The organism is Paenibacillus lutrae (assembly GCF_009757775.1).
Taxonomy (GTDB): domain Bacteria; phylum Bacillota; class Bacilli; order Paenibacillales; family NBRC-103111; genus Paenibacillus_F; species Paenibacillus_F lutrae.
Window position 1 is genome coordinate 498,614 of sequence record NZ_RHLK01000001.1, and the last position, 16,940, is coordinate 515,553.

The 16,940-nt window shown below is 47.7% G+C and carries 17 protein-coding genes; 9 read left to right on the forward strand and 8 right to left on the reverse strand.

The genetic code is table 11. The features are described 5' to 3' along the window. Nucleotides 1-51: 51 nt before the first annotated feature. Nucleotides 52-783 carry a hypothetical protein gene (locus EDM21_RS01930; RefSeq protein ID WP_157332391.1) on the reverse strand — a complete coding sequence of 244 codons (732 nt, stop codon included), beginning with the start codon at nucleotides 781-783 and terminating at the stop codon, nucleotides 52-54. Between the two features lie 412 nt (nucleotides 784-1,195). Between EDM21_RS01930 and EDM21_RS01935 the strand changes: the two genes are divergently transcribed. Beyond that, entirely contained in the window at nucleotides 1,196-2,083 is an 888-nt protein-coding gene (locus EDM21_RS01935) for a bifunctional transcriptional activator/DNA repair enzyme AdaA (RefSeq protein WP_157332393.1), read from the forward strand. A 435-nt stretch (nucleotides 2,084-2,518) separates the two neighbouring features. Here the strand turns inward: EDM21_RS01935 and EDM21_RS01940 are convergent, their stop codons facing one another. Beyond that, nucleotides 2,519-2,884, reverse strand: coding sequence for a helix-turn-helix domain-containing protein (locus EDM21_RS01940; RefSeq protein ID WP_235917972.1), 366 nt, complete (start codon nucleotides 2,882-2,884; stop codon nucleotides 2,519-2,521). A 113-nt stretch (nucleotides 2,885-2,997) separates the two neighbouring features. Between EDM21_RS01940 and EDM21_RS01945 the strand changes: the two genes are divergently transcribed. The 4 genes from EDM21_RS01945 (at nucleotide 2,998) to EDM21_RS01960 (ending at nucleotide 6,768) form a co-directional block, all read left to right on the forward strand. Beyond that, nucleotides 2,998-3,648 (forward strand): nitroreductase family protein, encoded by a 651-nt coding sequence (locus tag EDM21_RS01945; RefSeq protein ID WP_157332397.1) that lies wholly within the window; start codon nucleotides 2,998-3,000, stop codon nucleotides 3,646-3,648. Nucleotides 3,649-4,110: 462 nt separating this feature from the next. Further along, entirely contained in the window at nucleotides 4,111-5,106 is a 996-nt protein-coding gene (locus EDM21_RS01950) for a sensor histidine kinase (protein WP_235917973.1), read from the forward strand. Next, nucleotides 5,093-5,737, forward strand: a complete 645-nt coding sequence (locus EDM21_RS01955) for a response regulator transcription factor (RefSeq protein WP_157332401.1) — start codon at nucleotides 5,093-5,095, stop codon at nucleotides 5,735-5,737. Before EDM21_RS01950 ends, EDM21_RS01955 begins: the two co-directional genes overlap by 14 nt. A 152-nt stretch (nucleotides 5,738-5,889) precedes the next feature. Then, the gene (locus tag EDM21_RS01960) at nucleotides 5,890-6,768 is read left to right on the forward strand and encodes a CPBP family intramembrane glutamic endopeptidase (RefSeq protein WP_157332403.1); all 879 of its coding nucleotides are present in this window, start codon (nucleotides 5,890-5,892) and stop codon (nucleotides 6,766-6,768) included. A 124-nt stretch (nucleotides 6,769-6,892) separates the two neighbouring features. Here the strand turns inward: EDM21_RS01960 and EDM21_RS01965 are convergent, their stop codons facing one another. Further along, nucleotides 6,893-7,366 carry a DinB family protein gene (locus tag EDM21_RS01965; protein WP_157332406.1) on the reverse strand — a complete coding sequence of 158 codons (474 nt, stop codon included), beginning with the start codon at nucleotides 7,364-7,366 and terminating at the stop codon, nucleotides 6,893-6,895. Between the two features lie 263 nt (nucleotides 7,367-7,629). Between EDM21_RS01965 and EDM21_RS01970 the strand changes: the two genes are divergently transcribed. The 3 genes from EDM21_RS01970 to EDM21_RS01980 are packed head-to-tail and all read left to right on the forward strand — an operon-like array spanning nucleotide 7,630 to nucleotide 10,221. Continuing rightward, nucleotides 7,630-8,571, forward strand: a complete 942-nt coding sequence (locus EDM21_RS01970; RefSeq protein WP_157332408.1) for a ring-cleaving dioxygenase — start codon at nucleotides 7,630-7,632, stop codon at nucleotides 8,569-8,571. 12 nt (nucleotides 8,572-8,583) lie between these two features. Then, nucleotides 8,584-9,642: an LLM class flavin-dependent oxidoreductase gene (locus tag EDM21_RS01975; protein ID WP_157332411.1), complete on the forward strand. Its 1,059-nt coding sequence runs from the start codon at nucleotides 8,584-8,586 to the stop codon at nucleotides 9,640-9,642. 12 nt (nucleotides 9,643-9,654) lie between these two features. Continuing rightward, the gene (locus EDM21_RS01980) at nucleotides 9,655-10,221 is read left to right on the forward strand and encodes an NADPH-dependent FMN reductase (RefSeq protein WP_157332413.1); all 567 of its coding nucleotides are present in this window, start codon (nucleotides 9,655-9,657) and stop codon (nucleotides 10,219-10,221) included. Between the two features lie 367 nt (nucleotides 10,222-10,588). On the opposite strand, the gene EDM21_RS01985 is transcribed toward EDM21_RS01980, so the two are convergent. The 4 genes from EDM21_RS01985 to EDM21_RS02000 form a co-directional block, all read right to left on the reverse strand. Then, nucleotides 10,589-11,491 carry an aminoglycoside phosphotransferase family protein gene (locus EDM21_RS01985; RefSeq protein WP_157332637.1) on the reverse strand — a complete coding sequence of 301 codons (903 nt, stop codon included), beginning with the start codon at nucleotides 11,489-11,491 and terminating at the stop codon, nucleotides 10,589-10,591. A 251-nt stretch (nucleotides 11,492-11,742) separates the two neighbouring features. Then, nucleotides 11,743-12,762 (reverse strand): hypothetical protein, encoded by a 1,020-nt coding sequence (locus EDM21_RS01990; RefSeq protein ID WP_157332415.1) that lies wholly within the window; start codon nucleotides 12,760-12,762, stop codon nucleotides 11,743-11,745. Then, on the reverse strand, nucleotides 12,749-13,114 hold the full coding sequence (locus EDM21_RS01995; RefSeq protein WP_157332417.1) for a PadR family transcriptional regulator: 366 nt from the start codon (nucleotides 13,112-13,114) through the stop codon (nucleotides 12,749-12,751). The genes EDM21_RS01990 and EDM21_RS01995 overlap by 14 nt, the downstream gene beginning before the upstream one ends. A gap of 315 nt (nucleotides 13,115-13,429) precedes the next feature. Beyond that, nucleotides 13,430-14,536, reverse strand: coding sequence for a Gfo/Idh/MocA family protein (locus EDM21_RS02000; protein ID WP_157332419.1), 1,107 nt, complete (start codon nucleotides 14,534-14,536; stop codon nucleotides 13,430-13,432). 138 nt (nucleotides 14,537-14,674) lie between these two features. On the opposite strand from EDM21_RS02000, the gene EDM21_RS02005 reads away from it, so the two are divergent. Continuing rightward, nucleotides 14,675-15,037, forward strand: a complete 363-nt coding sequence (locus EDM21_RS02005; protein WP_157332421.1) for a winged helix-turn-helix transcriptional regulator — start codon at nucleotides 14,675-14,677, stop codon at nucleotides 15,035-15,037. A 151-nt stretch (nucleotides 15,038-15,188) separates the two neighbouring features. Here the strand turns inward: EDM21_RS02005 and EDM21_RS02010 are convergent, their stop codons facing one another. Further along, nucleotides 15,189-16,667: an Lsa family ABC-F type ribosomal protection protein gene (locus EDM21_RS02010; protein WP_157332423.1), complete on the reverse strand. Its 1,479-nt coding sequence runs from the start codon at nucleotides 16,665-16,667 to the stop codon at nucleotides 15,189-15,191. Nucleotides 16,668-16,940 lie beyond the last annotated feature (273 nt).

The following is a 16,940-nucleotide window of genomic DNA, read 5'->3' on the forward strand; positions in this document are numbered from 1 at the left end:
GTTTAGCCACCTCGATCAGCATTCAGATCATCTGTTATCTTCTGAAATCGCTTAGCACCCTTTCGACAAGAGCCACTGCTTCATAACAGCAAACGCCTGTTGTGCATCCTGATCCTGTTCGTAGAAGATGGCCACCTCTTGCTGGTAGGCATAATTCAATCGTACATAGCCGCCTAATTGCCGGTAGAACAGGTGACAAGCATATTCGGTCTCAATGGACAAATCCGGCGGATAATCCGCTTGGCACATTCCGGCAAGATCAGGCAGCGTAAGCTGGCCCGGCCCTTGTGGCAAACGTAAAAAGAGATGGCTCCGAGTGCCCGTCCACGGTTCATAATAGACGGCCCCCTCTTGACTGATTCCATAGACCTGACGATAGATTTCGTCCAACATCAAGGCGTACATCCCTTCGTCATCCTGCTCCCGTGCTTGCAGCGAAATCGCCTTTATGTGCTCCGCATGCCGAGGCAGCCAGAGCAGCCCAGCCGTCTGGGGATGCACAGCCAGAAAATCACCGTCCACAGTTGTACCTATAACGATACACTCGCCGATCTCTTGCTCCGTAATGGGACTGTCTTCGTCATGCTCCCATAACCCGTATTCGGCAAAAGGTTTAAGCACATCCTTATCCGGAAACTGGACATTCAACCACCCTCTGTACGTCCCTTCGCCGAATCGCTGCAAAAACCGTAAATAGCCCGGTGGATAAACAACAGTACATTCCTTCACAAATGCTTGATTTTGGTCATTAGACAGCGGTTTTGGCCATGATACGATGTACATGTATACTCCCCCTGTTTCCTATCGATCTTTCCTAAACGAATCTCTCTTCAGGCACGACTTAGGTGGAAACGATACAGACCTGCACTCCACTATAGATTGAAGCAGCAAAATGCTAGTCTGGAAGTATTTTACCACAAGATCTTACACTATTTAGTTAACAGATTCCTTCTTCATAGACACTCGACCTCTTTCGACCACCTGCAATGAAACGAACAGAATGATAGAATTCCGGATAGACACTCTACCATTAGCACATACGGGAGCTTGCGCAACAAACTGCCACAAATCAAAGTGATATTCAGTTGTTTAGTTGTAATGTATCTGTGGATTTTAAAATATGTGCCTGATTTTCGGCTACGGCCGCCCTAAGCGCAGGATATAATAAACTTATTCTTACTATGTAGGTGTCATTATGATCAATAACCAGGAACGCAAAGCCGAGTATTATAAAGCACTTATCGAAAAAAGATCCGAATACGAAGGTGTCTTCTTCGTGGGCGTTACGTCCACCGGCGTGTTTTGCAGGCCGACTTGTCCAGCTCGGAAACCGAAGTACAATAACTGCGAATTCTACGAGACAGCGCAGCAGGCGCTTCTGGCTTCCTTCCGTCCTTGTCAGCGTTGCCGCCCCTTGTCACATCCGAATCAAGTTTCGGATATTGTCCGGCTCCTCGTCGAGGCGGTTGAACAGAACCCGGAGAAGCGATGGAAGGGGCAGGATTTCCGGGCTTTATGTATCGACGAATCTACTGCCCGCCGTCAGTTCAAGAAGCGCTTCGGTATGACATTCGTTGAATACGCCAGGTCTCGTCGAATGGGACTCGCCTTGAAGAGCATCCGATCGGGGGAGAAAATTATTAACACACAGTTAGCTTCAGGTTACGATTCCAGCAGTGGATTCAGAGATGCATTTTCTCGCATCATGGGCGCGCCTCCTACGCGTCTGGACGATAGCCGGATTCTCAAAGCAGCGTGGCTGGACACACAACTCGGCCCCATGGTCGCTATAGCGGACGAAAACGAGCTGTATCTCTTGGAGTTCGTAGATCGCAGAGGATTAGAACGCGAAGTTGAGCGGCTAAGGAAACGAATGAAAGCGGCAATTATTCCCGGACAGACATTACCTATTCAGTCGATGGAACGAGAACTCACTCAATACTTCGAAGGTACGTTAACTGAATTCAAAACTCCGCTACATCTAATCGGATCGCCTTTTCAGCAAGGCGTATGGGAGCAATTAAGACAAATTCCACCGGGGGAAAAACAAGCCAGCATTAGAGCTCTAGCCTTAACGAACTAACTGATGCTACCTTTTGTAACATGACAAATAAATGACTCACTTTCCTCTTCAGGAAGTGAGCCATTTATCATAGAGTCATTCATTCTTCAGAAAAGTCTCCAGAACTAATTCTGAGACGCCTTCGACTTGTAATTTCATTATTTCATCTCTTTCGTCTGACGAGTTTATAGCATCACTCAAACTTGCCGTTATTTATGATACGGTTCAGCCTATCATCGCTAAGGCAAAATATACGTCGTTGCTCTGTGCAGCATAACTTACGAGATTCATGGCATAGCCGGTAGTAAACTTGTTAGTTAGAGAGGGAAAGCCGCCAGTCGCATTTTACGTGGCGGCTTATCCTACTTCCGTAAGAGAATTTGGTTCTCACAAAAGGTTACGTTTTATCCACAAACGCGCTTCGCTCGAAGACTGTTATTTAACCACTAACCCATTCTAATATTTCCCAAAACCCTTTTCGCAAATAATGTCCGCCTTGAGAATGTCATACAGGTTTTGCTTGGATTCATCTAATTTTTTTTGAGCAGCTTCAATTTCCGCAATTTTCATTTGTATCAGGCTTACATGATCTTCCTTCGACATTCCGTTTTTCGAGATCATTGATTTAATATCCTGAATTGAAAAGCCAACCGCCAAACAATGCTTTACAACGTTCAGATGATGAATGATATCTGTCGCATAAATCCGATAGTTATTTTGATCCCTCAATACATATTCATCCGTGATAATGCCTATTTGCTCATAATAACGGATCGTTGAAATCGGGAGATCCATACTTTTCGCTACTTCACTTATCCTCATGACCATCCTCCCGTTTTAGCGCTTGCTATAAAGTATACTTTATAGTTTACCATCTTAGTGGTACTGGTGAATAACATTATTTCCAAATTCAACCAAAAAGGAGAGAAACATGTATGAGCATCTTTACAGCCAACTACCAGAAAACAAACGATTTCAACAAAATTGCAATGGAACGCCGCTCCGTTAAAGTTTACGATCCCGAAGTGAAAATCAGCCGGGAAGAAATGACCGAGATCTTAGCGAAAGCTTCCCGCGCCCCATCTGCCATTAACATGCAACCCTGGCGTTTCCTTGTGATCGACAGCCTCGAAGGCAAAAAAAAACTCGCACCACTGGCCTCTTTTAACCAGACACAGGTCTTGACATCTTCGGCTGTTATTGCGGTGTTTTATGACTCCAACAATATTGAATATATGGACGAAATTTTTAATAGAGCAGTAGAACTTGGCTACATGCCCCAGGACATCAAGGATATGCAATTGCAACAGGCAAGGCCGTATTATGCAGGCCTGACTCCATCCGCCTTGCGCGATATAAACATGTTGGACTCGGGTCTTGTGTCCATGCAACTAATGCTTGTAGCTCGCGCCCACGGCTATGACACCAACCCAATGGCGGGTTATGACAAGGATCGAATCGCGGAGGTCTTTCACTTGGACAAGGAGCGATTCCAGCCGGTCATGCTGCTTTCGATCGGTAAAGCGAGCAAAGAAGGCTATCCTTCCTACCGATTACCAGTAGATACGATTACCACTTGGGCCTGATCGGACTTTTAGCAACGCGAAGTCCCAGTACTTCTTGGTTTTCGTACTCAAATGTTCTTAATAGAAGAGCTTGTTCATTAATGTTACTGTTTTCATTTTCATTTGGAACGCACGAGTTAACCAGTTTTTCTAACTCTTTGTCGATCCATTTCTCTAAAATATCGTATTTATCTTCATAATTTAAATAGATTGTCCCCCGACTACTCCAGCCTTTTCTTCAATAAAATGATAAACTGGTTGCACTAATGCTGGTTTATTTTTCTAGAAAAGTGGGGTGACGATATCAAAAAGATATTATCTTTCATGGATTGGGGCGTATTTGCTCTTCGCTTTTACCATTATATTTTGCTGGCAACCCGGCTTCTCACAGAAAGTGAGCTTTCGAATCATACATGGTTAAACGTCATCTGGCTAATGGCCGCGCTTATCGTCCCTCTAATATCATGGTTTCCTGGGAGACGGATGAACAAAGTCTGGTTTTGCATACTGGAGCTATTACTAGGCGGTTCTTATTATGTAAATTCTGTCTTCCATCCGGATCTGACTTCAAAAGCTGACTACTTGCTGCCGAGTCTTGCCATGGGATACTTGTTGACTAAGCAAACGCTCTGGGTCATTCCCGCAGTTGCTTTAATACCGTTTACTTTCCAGTCTTATTTAAGATTATCTTGGGATCAAACCATTAGTTTCGGAACTGACAATCTGTTATTCTGCTTCATCGGCATTTGGGCAAGCTTCGTAGCCAATGCGTATAGTCAGAAAAATAAACTGGTTGCCGAAGTGGAACAGCAGAATAAACTGTTAACCCACTACGCTGCTGAGATTGAGAAGATGACTTTGATGGAGGAGCGCAACCGTATGTCCAAGGAGCTTCATGATACACTGGGACACTCCTTTATCTCACTCATTATGAGCCTTGATGCCTCCATTGCCCTTATGGATCACAAGCCTGCCGAGGTCAAAGACAGGTTAATTCGATTAAGAGCGCTGGCTGAGCAGAATTTGGGCGAAATGAGAAATGTTGTACACGAGATGGGAGAAGAAGAGAATTCGACTCTTTTCCAACAGGTTGAGGCGCTTGTGGGCCGTTTCCGGGAACACACTGGAACCGTCATGACTATGAATATGCTGGGGACAGAGCAGCCGATGCGTTTTGAAGTGCGTCAAGCGATTCTTCGGATCATTCAGGAGTCTTTCACGAACGCACTAAAACATGGAAAAGCGTCTCAACTGCATCTGGAGCTTCGATTTTCCGAGTTCATTCTGCAATTATCCATTCAAAATAACGGAAAACCCATTGACAAGCTGGAATTTGGCTTCGGCTTGACCTCTATGAAACATCGGATTGAGCGGTTGGGAGGCCGCCTGTTTGTGTCATCTAGGGTGGGGACTGCAGCGATCACCGAAGTCAGATGTGAAATCCCGCTGAAAGGAGCGATGGTGCATGGCGAACATTAAGGTGCTGCTTGCCGATGATCAGGAATTAATTCTGGAGAGTCTGCATATTGTATTGTCCATGGAAGAGGATTTAGATATCGTCGGATTAGCCAAGAATGGAGAAGAAGCAATTATAGGCTGTGAGCAGTTTCAGCCGGATCTTGTACTGATGGATATCAATATGCCAGTCATGGACGGCGTTGCAGCAACGGCTGTGATTAAAGAACGGATGCCTGCAATCAAAGTTATCATGCTGACCTCCTATAAGGAAGTAGAATATGTGTTGACGGCACTAAACCATGGAGCAGAAGGTTATCTGCTCAAAGCCATTCATCCTAAGGATCTGGCTGCAGGCATAAGAGTGGTTCATGCAGGAGGGACACTGATTACGCAGGAGATGGCGAGTAAAATGATCAAAAGTATGCACGGTGCCCCCGCCCCGATAAGCAATGAATACGGGCTCAGTACCCGTGAAATTGAAGTGCTGCATAAGCTGGCTTCTGGCTTGCGCAATCAAGACATTGCTGAAGCGCTGTTTCTAAGTGAAGGAACGGTTAAAAATTACATCTCAACGATCTATTCGAAGCTTAATGTGAAGGGAAGGCAGGAGGCTATTCGTAAAGTCCGAGATTCGGGATTCACGGATCACTAAGAAGCCGATACCCAAGAAGCTGGCAGCTTATCATAGTCGCCAGCTTTTTTTGGCATGTTCATATGACCAAATCATGACCAAAGCGTACTTTCTCTTTATGACTTTTTCCGCCTATACTCGGTCTATCAAGTCATAGAGGAGCTGAAGAGGACATGAAGAAAATGTTTGCAGATCAAGAGAAGCAGCATATGGGCGGTAAAATAAGTACGGGGCGTCCATGGTGGAGCTTTTCAATCATCTGGATGATTGTGGGGACCATCGGCATTATTCTCGTGGATGCCCTATTCCGGCCATTAGCAGAGCAAGCACAGGGAGTTGCTTCCCTTCTTTTGACACTAACGGCTGGCATTGTGGCCATCATCGTCTATAGGCTAACGATGAAATACTTGGCTCGTCGGTCAATTCCTGAGTTATCAAGAAAACGTGCAGGAATTGAAGCTGGTATGGGATTACTAACTGGAGCCATCTTTATCACAGTGTCCACTTTAATTATTGTTGCTGCGGGAGGTTACTCCTTTCAATGGGCGAGTACTGCGGACGCGGGTTCTGTTCTAATATCCTCAGTTACACCAGCTTTAAACGCAGCTATTATTGAGGAGCTTATCTTTCGCGGGCTTATGTTTCAAGCCATTAGTAAGTTGGCGGGAAACGGGGCCGCACTTGCTATGACCTCACTATTCTTTGGAGTTGCCCATCTTGGGAATACAGGGGCAACCCTATGGAGCGCGTTTGCCATTAGTGTAGAAGCAGGTATGCTGCTTGGAGCGGCATTCTTGTGGCGACGGAACTTATGGTTTGCCATGGGGCTGCATTTTGCCTGGAATGCGCTTGAGGGTTTACTGGGTATTCCTGTTTCCGGACACCCTGCAGCAGGTCTGTTTACTGTGAAAGTGAACGGTCTAGCCATTCTCACAGGGGGGGACTTTGGACTCGAGGGCTCTATTGTTCCGGTTATGGTCAGCCTTCTAATTGCCATTCCCATGTTAATTGGAGCTGCACGGAAACGGGTATCGTCGTTTGAAAAGCCTTAATGACGGACGGTACGTATTTCAAGGTTGAAAACAGACTGAATACTGAATACTAGTAGGGCTGCTGAGGCCTTCTCAGCAGCCCTGCTTATGATACGGTTCCTTATCCGATCATGTTCAGTCGACACTATTTCAAAGATCGTTTCATGCAATAAATAATCCCCTGATGCACCCCTTCATGCCAAAGGCTTCCTATAAACAGATCGCCTAACGTTTTTATTTTCCTTTCTTTCCCCATGTCGAATTCTTTTGCAGCAGCTTCCCCTAATCTTCCGGAAAAAGTTATTTTCATGCGCTCCATTTGTTCCTGCAATTGATCCCGTAATTCTTTTAAAGAAAAGGGTGTAACAGACCACTCCTTTGGGCTTGATCCCCTTTTGAACATGTCCTGCGTTTTCTCGAAAATTTCTCCAGGCTGATTCATACCAAGGTTATACATGGCCTGCTCCTGCGCAACCAGAATGTGACCGAAATTCCAGCGTAAAGAATTGCTGAAACCAGCCGGAATAACATCCGCTTGTTCTTCCGTTATGAAATTAATGGACTCAATTGTCTCTTCCCTGTAGATATGATACAGATCAAAAATAGCGCTTTCTTGCATGGGTCTTCACTCCCTCATTCGTTATTACTCCAATAAATCATAACATTATCATTCACTTGAGGTTTCTTATATATAAAGAAATCCCCCATCGAAGATAACGGTCCCAAACGGTTTCATTCGCGAACAGGTAGATAGACTCGTATAACGTGCGATCCCTCCTATAGACAAGGAACTTCACTTGACTTTTTGTCAGTTTATTAGTAAATTGATATGGAGTTAAGCGAACGCTCAATCATCACACCGATGTAAAGGAGGCTGCCGGAATGCCAACAATAAACGGACACCACCATATTTCGATGCTAACCAAAAACGCTCAACTGAACAATCGATTTTATCAGGACGTCCTTGGACTACGCCGAGTGAAAAAAACAGTAAATCAAGATAACCCGGCCATGTATCACCTATTCTACGGCGATTTGACGGGGAGCCCTGGAACAGAGTTATCCTTTTTCGAAATCCCGCTTGCGGGGAGTACTGTCCGCGGCACGAATGCCATTACGCGAATCGGCATGCTTGTCCCCTCTCTGGAAAGCTTGACATACTGGAAAAACCGCTTCGTGTCGCTCGGTATAAAGCATGAGGAACTCACGCGTTACGGGGGCCGGGAAGCTCTTTTCTTCGAAGATCCCGAAGGTTTGCGAATGATGTTGATCAACAACAACGGCGAAACGGTTCCCGAACATTGGTCGGCCTGGGAAGACTCGATTATCGATCCGCAGCACCGCATTCTAGGCATGGGAACCGTCGAAATCACCGTGCGCAATTTGCAAAGCATGGCGAATACTTTAATGGACCTATTCGGCTACTCGGAAGCGGGCCGTACGGATGAAGAAGCCATCTATCAATCTGTTGCCGGACAAGCGTACGGGGAAATCATCGTTAAGTATGAGGACGGCCCAGGCGAGAAGCCCGGCAAAGGAAGTGTTCATCACTTGGCCATACGCGTGAAGAATGTGGATGAGCTGCGCTTTTGGGATCAAGTTGTGAAAGAACGCGGCTTTCACTCCACAGGAATTGTGGATCGTTACTATTTCCAAAGCTTATATTTCCGCGAAACAAATGGCATTTTATTTGAAATCGCAACGGATGGTCCCGGCTTCACCGTGGATGCTACCATCGAAGAGCTGGGCAAGGGATTGGATTTGCCTCCCTTCCTGGAAGATCGGCGCGCAGAGATCGAAGCCCGTTTAGTCCCACTAGATTAAGGAGGAGCAATCATGGAACAATATCGTATTTATCCCGACCAAGGTATTGAGTTCGGCTTATATTCGATCGGGGATCATTTGCCTGATCCGCATACCGGCACGATGATCCGTGCAGAACAGCGTATCCAGGAACTCATCGAGGCCAGCAAACTGGCTGACGAAGCGGGGATCGACGTATTTGCCGTCGGCGAAAGCCATCAAACGCATTTTACGACGCAGGCGCATACCGTCATCTTAGGTGCAATCGCCCAAGCGACCCGTAACATTAAAATCGCCAGCTCGGCAACCGTATTAAGCACGGCCGATCCCGTCCGTGTATACGAAGATTTCGCCACCCTGGATTTAATTTCGCAAGGACGCGCGGAAATTGTCGCCGGACGCGGTTCCCGTGTAGGAGCTTATAGCTTACTTGGCTATGATGTGCGCGATTACGAAGAATTATTTGAGGAAAAAATGGAACTTCTGCTGAAGTTGAACAACGAGGAGAATGTCACGTGGGAGGGACAATTCCGTGCGCCTCTCAAAAATGCCTCGATTCTGCCTCAGCCCCGGGCCGGCCATTTACCGATCTGGCGCGCAGTAGGAGGGCCTCCCGCCAGCGCGATTAAAGCCGGACATGTCGGTGTGCCGATGATGCTGACTACTCTCGGTGGCCCTTCCATCAACTTCAAGGTCTCTGTCGATGAGTACCGCGCGGCAGCAAAGCGCAGCGGCTTTGATCCGGCAGCCTTGCCGATAGCGACCACGAGTTTATTCTATACGGCAAAGACGACTCAGGATGCCCTTCGCGAATACTATCCGCATGTGAATACCGGCATGCAGGCTTTGCGAGGCGGGGGCTATCCCAAACAACAGTTCGCTCAAGCTACGGATTATCGCGATGCGTTAATGATCGGCAGCCCGCAGCAAATCATCGAGAAAATGCTCTATCAATATGAATTATTCGGTCAGCAGCGCTTTTTGGCTCAAATCGATTTCGGGGGCGTTCCATTTGAGAAAATTTCTAAAAATATTGAGCTGATCGCCACCGAAATTATGCCCGCCGTCAAGAAGCATACAGCTCAAAAATAAGGAGCGATAACCATGAAAATCGTTGGACTTTCAGGCTCTAACGCAGGTTCTAAAACAAGAACGGCAATGGATCATACGCTCCAGATAGCACGCAAAAAATACCCGGATGCGGAAATTACCTTAATTGATCTTGCAGAATACGAAATGACCTTCAGCGACGGACGCAATTATACCGATTATGAGGGCGACACGAGAACCATAACGGAAATCCTCATGGCCGCGGATGCTATTCTGATCGGCACCCCTGTTTTTCAAGCATCTATACCGGCGGTACTGAAAAATATTTTCGATTTGCTGCCTGTCAACGCTTTTCGGGATAAAGTGGTTGGCATTTTCGTAACAGCGGGGACCGCAAAGCATTATTTAATGGTAGAAATGCAGTTAAAGCCGATATTAGCCTATATGAAGGCGCATATCGTGCCCGCTTACGTATTTATTGAAGAGAAAGATTTCCAGCGCAAAGCGATTGTAAACGACGACGTTCTCTTCCGCTTGGAGCGATTAGTAGAAGATACCGCACTGCTTGTGGATGCCTATGCAAAGATCCGGCAAGCGAAAGATGCGGAATATGATTTTTAACTGGCATCGTGCAGGGTTGCCCGCGCTTGTTCCCAACACCAAACACCTTCAAAGTTGTCCCCTTCTAACGACAGGGAAACATTCTCTTGAAGGTGTTTTTTCGTGCACCCGGGTTTGTATACTTCCGGCTCTCATTCGAGTCAACTTTTTCTCAAAAGCGGGAACTTTGTGGCTCTGTCCAGATGCTCCTATAGCAGCCGAGTCTTGCAAGATCTTCGGCAAACTGGACAAGTCTGCGCGCAATTCCTTGTGCCTCCGTCCTGCCTTAACTTATGCAGGTGGCAATCAGCACATAATGTCGTTGAACTCTTCCCTGCGTCCTGCCCGAATTTCAATATTCACCTGCGCACCTAACCTTTCAACCTGCTCATAAGCTGCGTCTGTGTCCTTCTGTTGTTTGATCATACTCTTTCAAAATGGTGTCGAGCGTGCGCTTAGCATCTAATGCCGTTTTTGAATTTTTTTCGTTCCTGTCATAGGTTATGAGCGCCTTCCACAATGCCCAGCCACGTGCACGGTTCCACGTTCCACCATCGCAATTCATTTCAGTGAACAACGTCTTGCTGCTTTCATCATCAAAGAAAGTCCAAGTTATTGCCAAATCACACGCTGGATCTCCGATCCCCATGGATCCAAAATCAATGACAGCGCAAAGCTTTCCATCCTTCACCAGAAGATTCCCGGGTGCAATATCTCCGTGAACCCAAACTGGGTTCTTAGTCCATTCCGACTGCAGAGCTAGTTCCCAGATTTCAAGAAATCGATCGGTTTCCGGCAAAAAATGCAAGTTCGTTAGGGCAGTCTTAGTTTCTTCATCATAGGTCGATAATGAGCCGCCCCGGTAAAAATTGTGTGCCCCGGCTAGCGGACCCCCAGAAGAATCTATCGCTTGATGCTCCTTTAGGAAATGTGCTAAATCCGCAGCAAATTGGTTCCGGTTCAGCACATTGTCGTCATTTGCCGTTTCCCCCTCTATCCATCTGTTCACTGTCCAAGGCCATGGATATCCTTCACCCGGCTCTCCTTTTACTAACGGAATGGGAATCGGCAAAGAAAGATGGGGCTCCAGCTTCGGCAGCCACATGATCTCTTTTACCGCTTGAGGTGCATAGCATTCTTTACTCGGCAGTCTGACACTCATTTCGGAGCCCAAATGAAAGGTTCTGTTGTCATGTCCGGATTTCTCTACAGGAATAACCGGTAAATCTGACCATTGGGGAAATTGAGATTTAATGAGTCTGCTTACCAGCTCTCTATTAATATCCATCATAATCACCTCAAACCTTACGCTTCTATTTTTCTCAGACGACAAAAATCCGTTCAGCAGCAACGTGATGTACATTTATTGTATCCGCATCCGCAGTTTGCAGGACAGTTACAAATTTTTTATACCGGTTTATTCCATCCCTATACTCCTTTTTCAAAACAAGAGGCTAATAAACAAGAGTCCCCCTTATTGCAAGAAGGACTCGCGTTTTCACAGTCGGCTCCAAAGAACAATCGTGTCATTGTTAAAAGGGTTCATCCTGCGGATGCTTTTACCCGGTACCACTTATAGGATTCAGATAGAATGTCGAGCACTGTAAACAGTCCAATAACCGTAATCATCCACTCGCTTACTCTGTTCCACATGGATATGATAGTATCATATCCCTCTCCACCGGGGGATAAAATCCCCGCCGCCTCTGCCTGCTGGATAAAATGGGAATTCCAGATAGCCGGGTCTGCCAGTATGACGCACACCAAGACCGAAGTCGCCACTGACACCATGATGTGAAGCGCAAGCATTTTGCCCGTTCTTTTGCGTACGATGATACTCATGCTTTCTTTCAAGATGCCAAGTGCGGCAAGTATCCATATAAGGGGCAAATAGCCCTGGAAGACGTCGGCGTTCAAAAACGGAATGACCGTGCGTCCTCCGTCACTCACCCTCCAAATGCCGAGCAGATCAATCGAGTACAAGCAGAGCACGGTAAACAGCACCGTGAAAATAATACCTGCAATCGGTTCGCTCATTTTGATCTGTGTATGCATGTCCGGGATTGGCGGCAGGTCAGCCGGCTTCCAATCCTTGTTCATCCCGTCAGGACCGGTGGAATTTTGCTGCTGGCGGTAACCGATCCATGCGAAGATAAGGGTGACCCAGCAGAAGCTTTGGGCCCCGGCCGAGAACAGGGACACCAGGTAACTTGTGAAATGTTCCAGAATTTCCTGAGGCTTAACGATCGCCTCAATGGCAAACAAGGCGGTTAAGGCGATACCGACGGAAATCAGCACGATTTTGAGAGTTGTCAGGTACGGATCGAATATCAACGGCCCGATCAGATACCGGTCAAAGCCGCGATATTGTGCGGCTAGCGCATTCGGATGACCAAGCTCCTGCAGCACGCTCTCCGCATCCTCCCGGGAGGCCTGACCCGCCGGTGCCCGCTCCTCCAGCATATCCTCAATCAAGCCCTGCAGTTCTTGCTTAATTTCTGCCCTTTGTTGTTCAGGCAGACGCTGCGTTACCGCGTAAATATACCGGTCAATCATCTCCATACCGTTCTCCCCCTTCAGTTTCCCCCATGATTCCTTCCATGCTGATGATCAACTTCCGCCATTCCCGGCACAGGCCCTCATAAACTTCTTTTCCGAACGGACTAAGCAAATAATATTTACGAGGCCTTGCTTCATTCGTATCCCATGTACTCTCAAGCAGTTCCTGTTTCTCCAGCCTCCGCAGCAGCGGGTACAAGGTGCCGGCATCAACGGCCACCCCCTTCTCCTCCAATACGGTGACAAGAGAGTAGCCATACTGCGGTTCAGACAATTGACTGAGCACACCGATGACGATCGTTCCCCGCCTCAGCTCGCTCAGCAGCCCGTTAATTGTTTCGTTCACATCAGCCATGTAATCAACTCCTGGTATCATCATACTGTATGGCGAACACTATTGTAAATACATCACTAATATTATTTTGTGAATATGAGTTGGTGACACCCCACCGCCATTTGACACACCGTTCTTCACGCTGTTAGTGCATGCTGGTAGTGCATATTGAAGGGGCAACCTTTGCGGAAGGGGTTCCCCTGCTTCTACACGATAAGTTTGCTGCTCAGTCAAATCACGGCACGCAAAAAAACCTATCAGCAGACAGGACTGCATGCCGCCCTGCCTGCTGATAGGTTGTATGACTCCATGTATTCCTGCTGAGCGCCCCGCACCTCACTCCACGACTTGGCGAACACCCTCCTTGGAGGCCGCGCGGATGGCATCCATCAGGCGGTGAGTCCGAACCGCCTGGGCGAAACCCGGGAACTCCGCCTCACCTCCGGCGAGCCGCTCTGCGAATACGCCATAGAGATGGGCGACATTGTACCCCGGTCCCGGCGGCGTATTCAGCGTGACGGTCGAAGCGTAAACTTCCGGCGTTATGAGCATCTCGTTATCCCCGGACGGCCGGACGAAGCTAAGTTTCAACCGGTCCATCTGGAACATCAGCCCGTCCCGCGGCGTCACGATCAGTTCGCCTTCGGTTCCGATAATCCGCAGCGTAAATCCCGGTGCTCCGCCGTTGACGAACTGGGCCGAAACCATTGTTTCCTGGGCCAGTTTGCCGGCAACAAGCACATGATCGGGCGCATTCGCCCGTACCGTCTTGCCCGTCTCAAGTACGCGCACATCGGGGAATTGCGTGGCCAATGACGCAGACACTTCAACAAACGGCGCCACCATATATTCGATGGCATCGAGCACGTGCGCCGCTCCAATAGTCAACTGGTCCGCCCCGTTCGATTCATCCAGCAGGTAAACGTGCGACTGATCCACTGTCCCGTTCGTAGTCGGAAATGCAGGCAGCGTGGCAATGACATTCACCGCCAGGACGCGGCCGACGGTGCCCTCCGCAACCAAGTCCCGGATATAGCGGACGGCCGGGTTGCCCCTCGCCTGAAGGCCGACGACGTGATGTACTCCCCTCTCCTCGGCACGCGCAAGAAGTACCTCCGCCTCCGCAGTAGTCCGGGCAAGCGGCCATTCGCTGTACACGTGCTTGCCGGCTTCCAGTGCCATCCGGATCAGCCGATCGTGCTCCGGCACCTTAACCGCGATTATCACCACGTCAACTTCCGGCAGCTTCGCCATCTCCAGCGCATCCGTATAGAAACGCCCGATACCGTGACGCTCCGCCGCCTCCTGTGCGCTGTGCAGACGTGTGCCCGTCACCGCCCTCACCTCGTATGTCTCTAGCGCGGCGAGTGCTGGAATGTGAGCCAGACCGCCCCATCCACCCGCTCCGATGATACCGACGCCCCATTTAAATTTCTTGTCCATGTTCGGTTCCTCCTCCGGCTTGTTGGCCTATCATACTGACAAAGCTGAGTATGAACGATATAATCGAATCAGCAAAGTACGCACTTTTCAGTCATATAGTTACCAAATGGTTACGTTGGAGGAGGGTGGAACCTGACATTGGAGAATGACAAGACGAATTTCGACAGTAGGAGCCTTGACAAAACGTATCATAATCCGACTGAAGCGACGCTGGAGCGGATCGGCGGCAAGTGGAAGACTGCGATCCTCTGTCTGCTTGCGGAACAGGGTGCACAGCGCAATGGGGAGATCATGCGGATGCTCTCACCCGTCACGCAAAAAGTGCTTACCCGACAATTGAAAGAACTCGAGGCGGATGGGCTCATTCTACGCACAGTCTTTCCCGAGGTGCCGCCCAAAGTCGTCTACGAGTTGACGGAGAGCGGGTGGTCCCTGAGGACCGTACTGGATCCGCTCTGTGAATGGGGCAAAAGATTCGTTAAGGCCGATAAGTCTGTATAAAGCACCGCTCACCGGATAGAGCGCCTCTTATGGAAATATGACTTCCCCTCCTTATTTCCCGCTTTATTCGAGCCATTATCATCCGTCACAAGCATAACAAAAGCCCTCAGAATATAGAGGGCTTTTTGCTGATTTTTTATGTTCAAAAGGACTATAGTTCCACGACTTTCGTCGCGATATTGTTGCAAAATTCGCTGTCATGCTCCACAAAAAGAATGGTCGGCGAATGTTCCAGCAACAGCTCTTCGATCTGCATGCGGGAAATGACGTCGATAAAATTCAACGGTTCATCCCATATATGCAAGTGAACGTTCTCGCACAGGCTTTTTGCGATCAACACTTTCTTTTTCTGGCCACCGCTGAAAGAAGACATGTCCTTCTCAAATTGCAAGCGGGAAAAATCAAGTTTCCTTAAAATCGCTTTGAATAAGCTTTCGTCGATCTCATTATGACTGGCATAGTCCGACAAATTGCCTTGTAATTGCGAGGTATCCTGTGATACGTAAGAGATTTTTAACTGGCTCCCTTTGCGGAACGTGCCAGTATAGTCGGTCTCTTCACCGCAGATCAGCTTGAGAATGCTTGATTTTCCGGAACCGTTCGGACCCGCGATCAAGATACGCTCCCCGCGCTGAACAGTTAAGTTTACATCGCTGCAAACCGTCTTGTCACCGTAACGGATCGAGACATGCTCAAGTTCAACCATCTCGTTTTTATGGTAAGCAAGTTGTGAAATTTTCAGACTATCGGAGTTTTCGATATTTTTTAGAAGCTGGGATTTTTCCTCGATAGCGGAATGCTGTCTCTGTTCGATCGATTTGGACCGTTTCATCATTTTGGCTGCTTTGTGACCGACATATCCTTTATCGACTTTCGAACCGGAATTGCGGGTGCCGTTCTTAGTTTTCTCCACCTCGTGCGACCAGTTCCCTGTTCTCTTGGCGGCATCGGACAACCGCTTAATGTCTTTTCGCAGCTTCTCGTTCTCGGCCAGCTCAAAGTGATCCTGCCGCTGTTTATTCTCCCACCAATTCGAGAAATTTCCTTTCTGGACTTCAATATTCGTTTTGTTGATCGACAGAATATGGTCCACACAATTGTCCAGGAATGCACGGTCATGCGAGATCAGAATAAATCCGCTCTTCGTGTTTAGATAATCACCGACCAGCTTACGTGCATGGATGTCCAGATGGTTGGTCGGTTCGTCGATTAACAGAAAACTGTTTTCCTTCAAAAACAAAGCTGCCAGCAGCACTTTCGTTTGCTCGCCGCTCGATAAAGAGTCGAATGGCCGATCCAGCACATCCTCGGACACCTTCAGCAGCGATAGCTCGCGCATGAGCTGCCAGTGCTGATAGTCCGGAACAATGTCTTGGACAACGTCCAAAGTATTGAAGTCCTTGCGGGCGATATGGAAAGGGAAATATTCAAAGCTGACACTGGCCGAAATGCTCCCCTTGTAATCGTACTTGCCGAGCAGCAAGTTCAGCAGCGTCGTCTTGCCTCGGCCGTTTCTTCCCGTGAAGCCCAATTTCCAATCGGTATTGATTTGAAAGCTTACGTTTTCGAAGATGTTATCGTAACTGCCGTCATAGGCAAACGTCAAATTGCTCACTTTAATTAATGACATAACAGGAACCTCCTGTATAAAAATAGAAAAGCTGCAAGAAAGTTACCTTTCTCGCAGCTCAAATAAATAAGGCAAATCCGACCCCTATACAGGGGCGGATAAGGATATATTCGTTGAGTGAAGAGAATAAGTAACTTTCTTGCTTATAAAGAATAAAACAAAAACTGTTTTATTTTTATGTCTTAGCAAGAAATATACATTATTCTCCTCATCTCCCATCGTTAAGTTAAAAGCATTTTATCATACCTGTTTTTACATTTCAACCTGTACGAA

Bases quoted from the DNA above. Each gene is read 5' to 3' on its own strand.
- EDM21_RS01930 (WP_157332391.1), bottom strand. From the start codon at position 783: ATGTACATCGTATCATGGCCAAAACCGCTGTCTAATGACCAAAATCAA.
- EDM21_RS01935 (WP_157332393.1), top strand. From the start codon at position 1,196: ATGATCAATAACCAGGAACGCAAAGCCGAGTATTATAAAGCACTTATC.
- EDM21_RS01940 (WP_235917972.1), bottom strand. From the start codon at position 2,884: ATGAGGATAAGTGAAGTAGCGAAAAGTATGGATCTCCCGATTTCAACG.
- EDM21_RS01945 (WP_157332397.1), top strand. From the start codon at position 2,998: ATGAGCATCTTTACAGCCAACTACCAGAAAACAAACGATTTCAACAAA.
- EDM21_RS01950 (WP_235917973.1), top strand. From the start codon at position 4,111: ATGAACAAAGTCTGGTTTTGCATACTGGAGCTATTACTAGGCGGTTCT.
- EDM21_RS01955 (WP_157332401.1), top strand. From the start codon at position 5,093: ATGGCGAACATTAAGGTGCTGCTTGCCGATGATCAGGAATTAATTCTG.
- EDM21_RS01960 (WP_157332403.1), top strand. From the start codon at position 5,890: ATGAAGAAAATGTTTGCAGATCAAGAGAAGCAGCATATGGGCGGTAAA.
- EDM21_RS01965 (WP_157332406.1), bottom strand. From the start codon at position 7,366: ATGCAAGAAAGCGCTATTTTTGATCTGTATCATATCTACAGGGAAGAG.
- EDM21_RS01970 (WP_157332408.1), top strand. From the start codon at position 7,630: ATGCCAACAATAAACGGACACCACCATATTTCGATGCTAACCAAAAAC.
- EDM21_RS01975 (WP_157332411.1), top strand. From the start codon at position 8,584: ATGGAACAATATCGTATTTATCCCGACCAAGGTATTGAGTTCGGCTTA.
- EDM21_RS01980 (WP_157332413.1), top strand. From the start codon at position 9,655: ATGAAAATCGTTGGACTTTCAGGCTCTAACGCAGGTTCTAAAACAAGA.
- EDM21_RS01985 (WP_157332637.1), bottom strand. From the start codon at position 11,491: ATGATGGATATTAATAGAGAGCTGGTAAGCAGACTCATTAAATCTCAA.
- EDM21_RS01990 (WP_157332415.1), bottom strand. From the start codon at position 12,762: ATGGAGATGATTGACCGGTATATTTACGCGGTAACGCAGCGTCTGCCT.
- EDM21_RS01995 (WP_157332417.1), bottom strand. From the start codon at position 13,114: ATGGCTGATGTGAACGAAACAATTAACGGGCTGCTGAGCGAGCTGAGG.
- EDM21_RS02000 (WP_157332419.1), bottom strand. From the start codon at position 14,536: ATGGACAAGAAATTTAAATGGGGCGTCGGTATCATCGGAGCGGGTGGA.
- EDM21_RS02010 (WP_157332423.1), bottom strand. From the start codon at position 16,667: ATGTCATTAATTAAAGTGAGCAATTTGACGTTTGCCTATGACGGCAGT.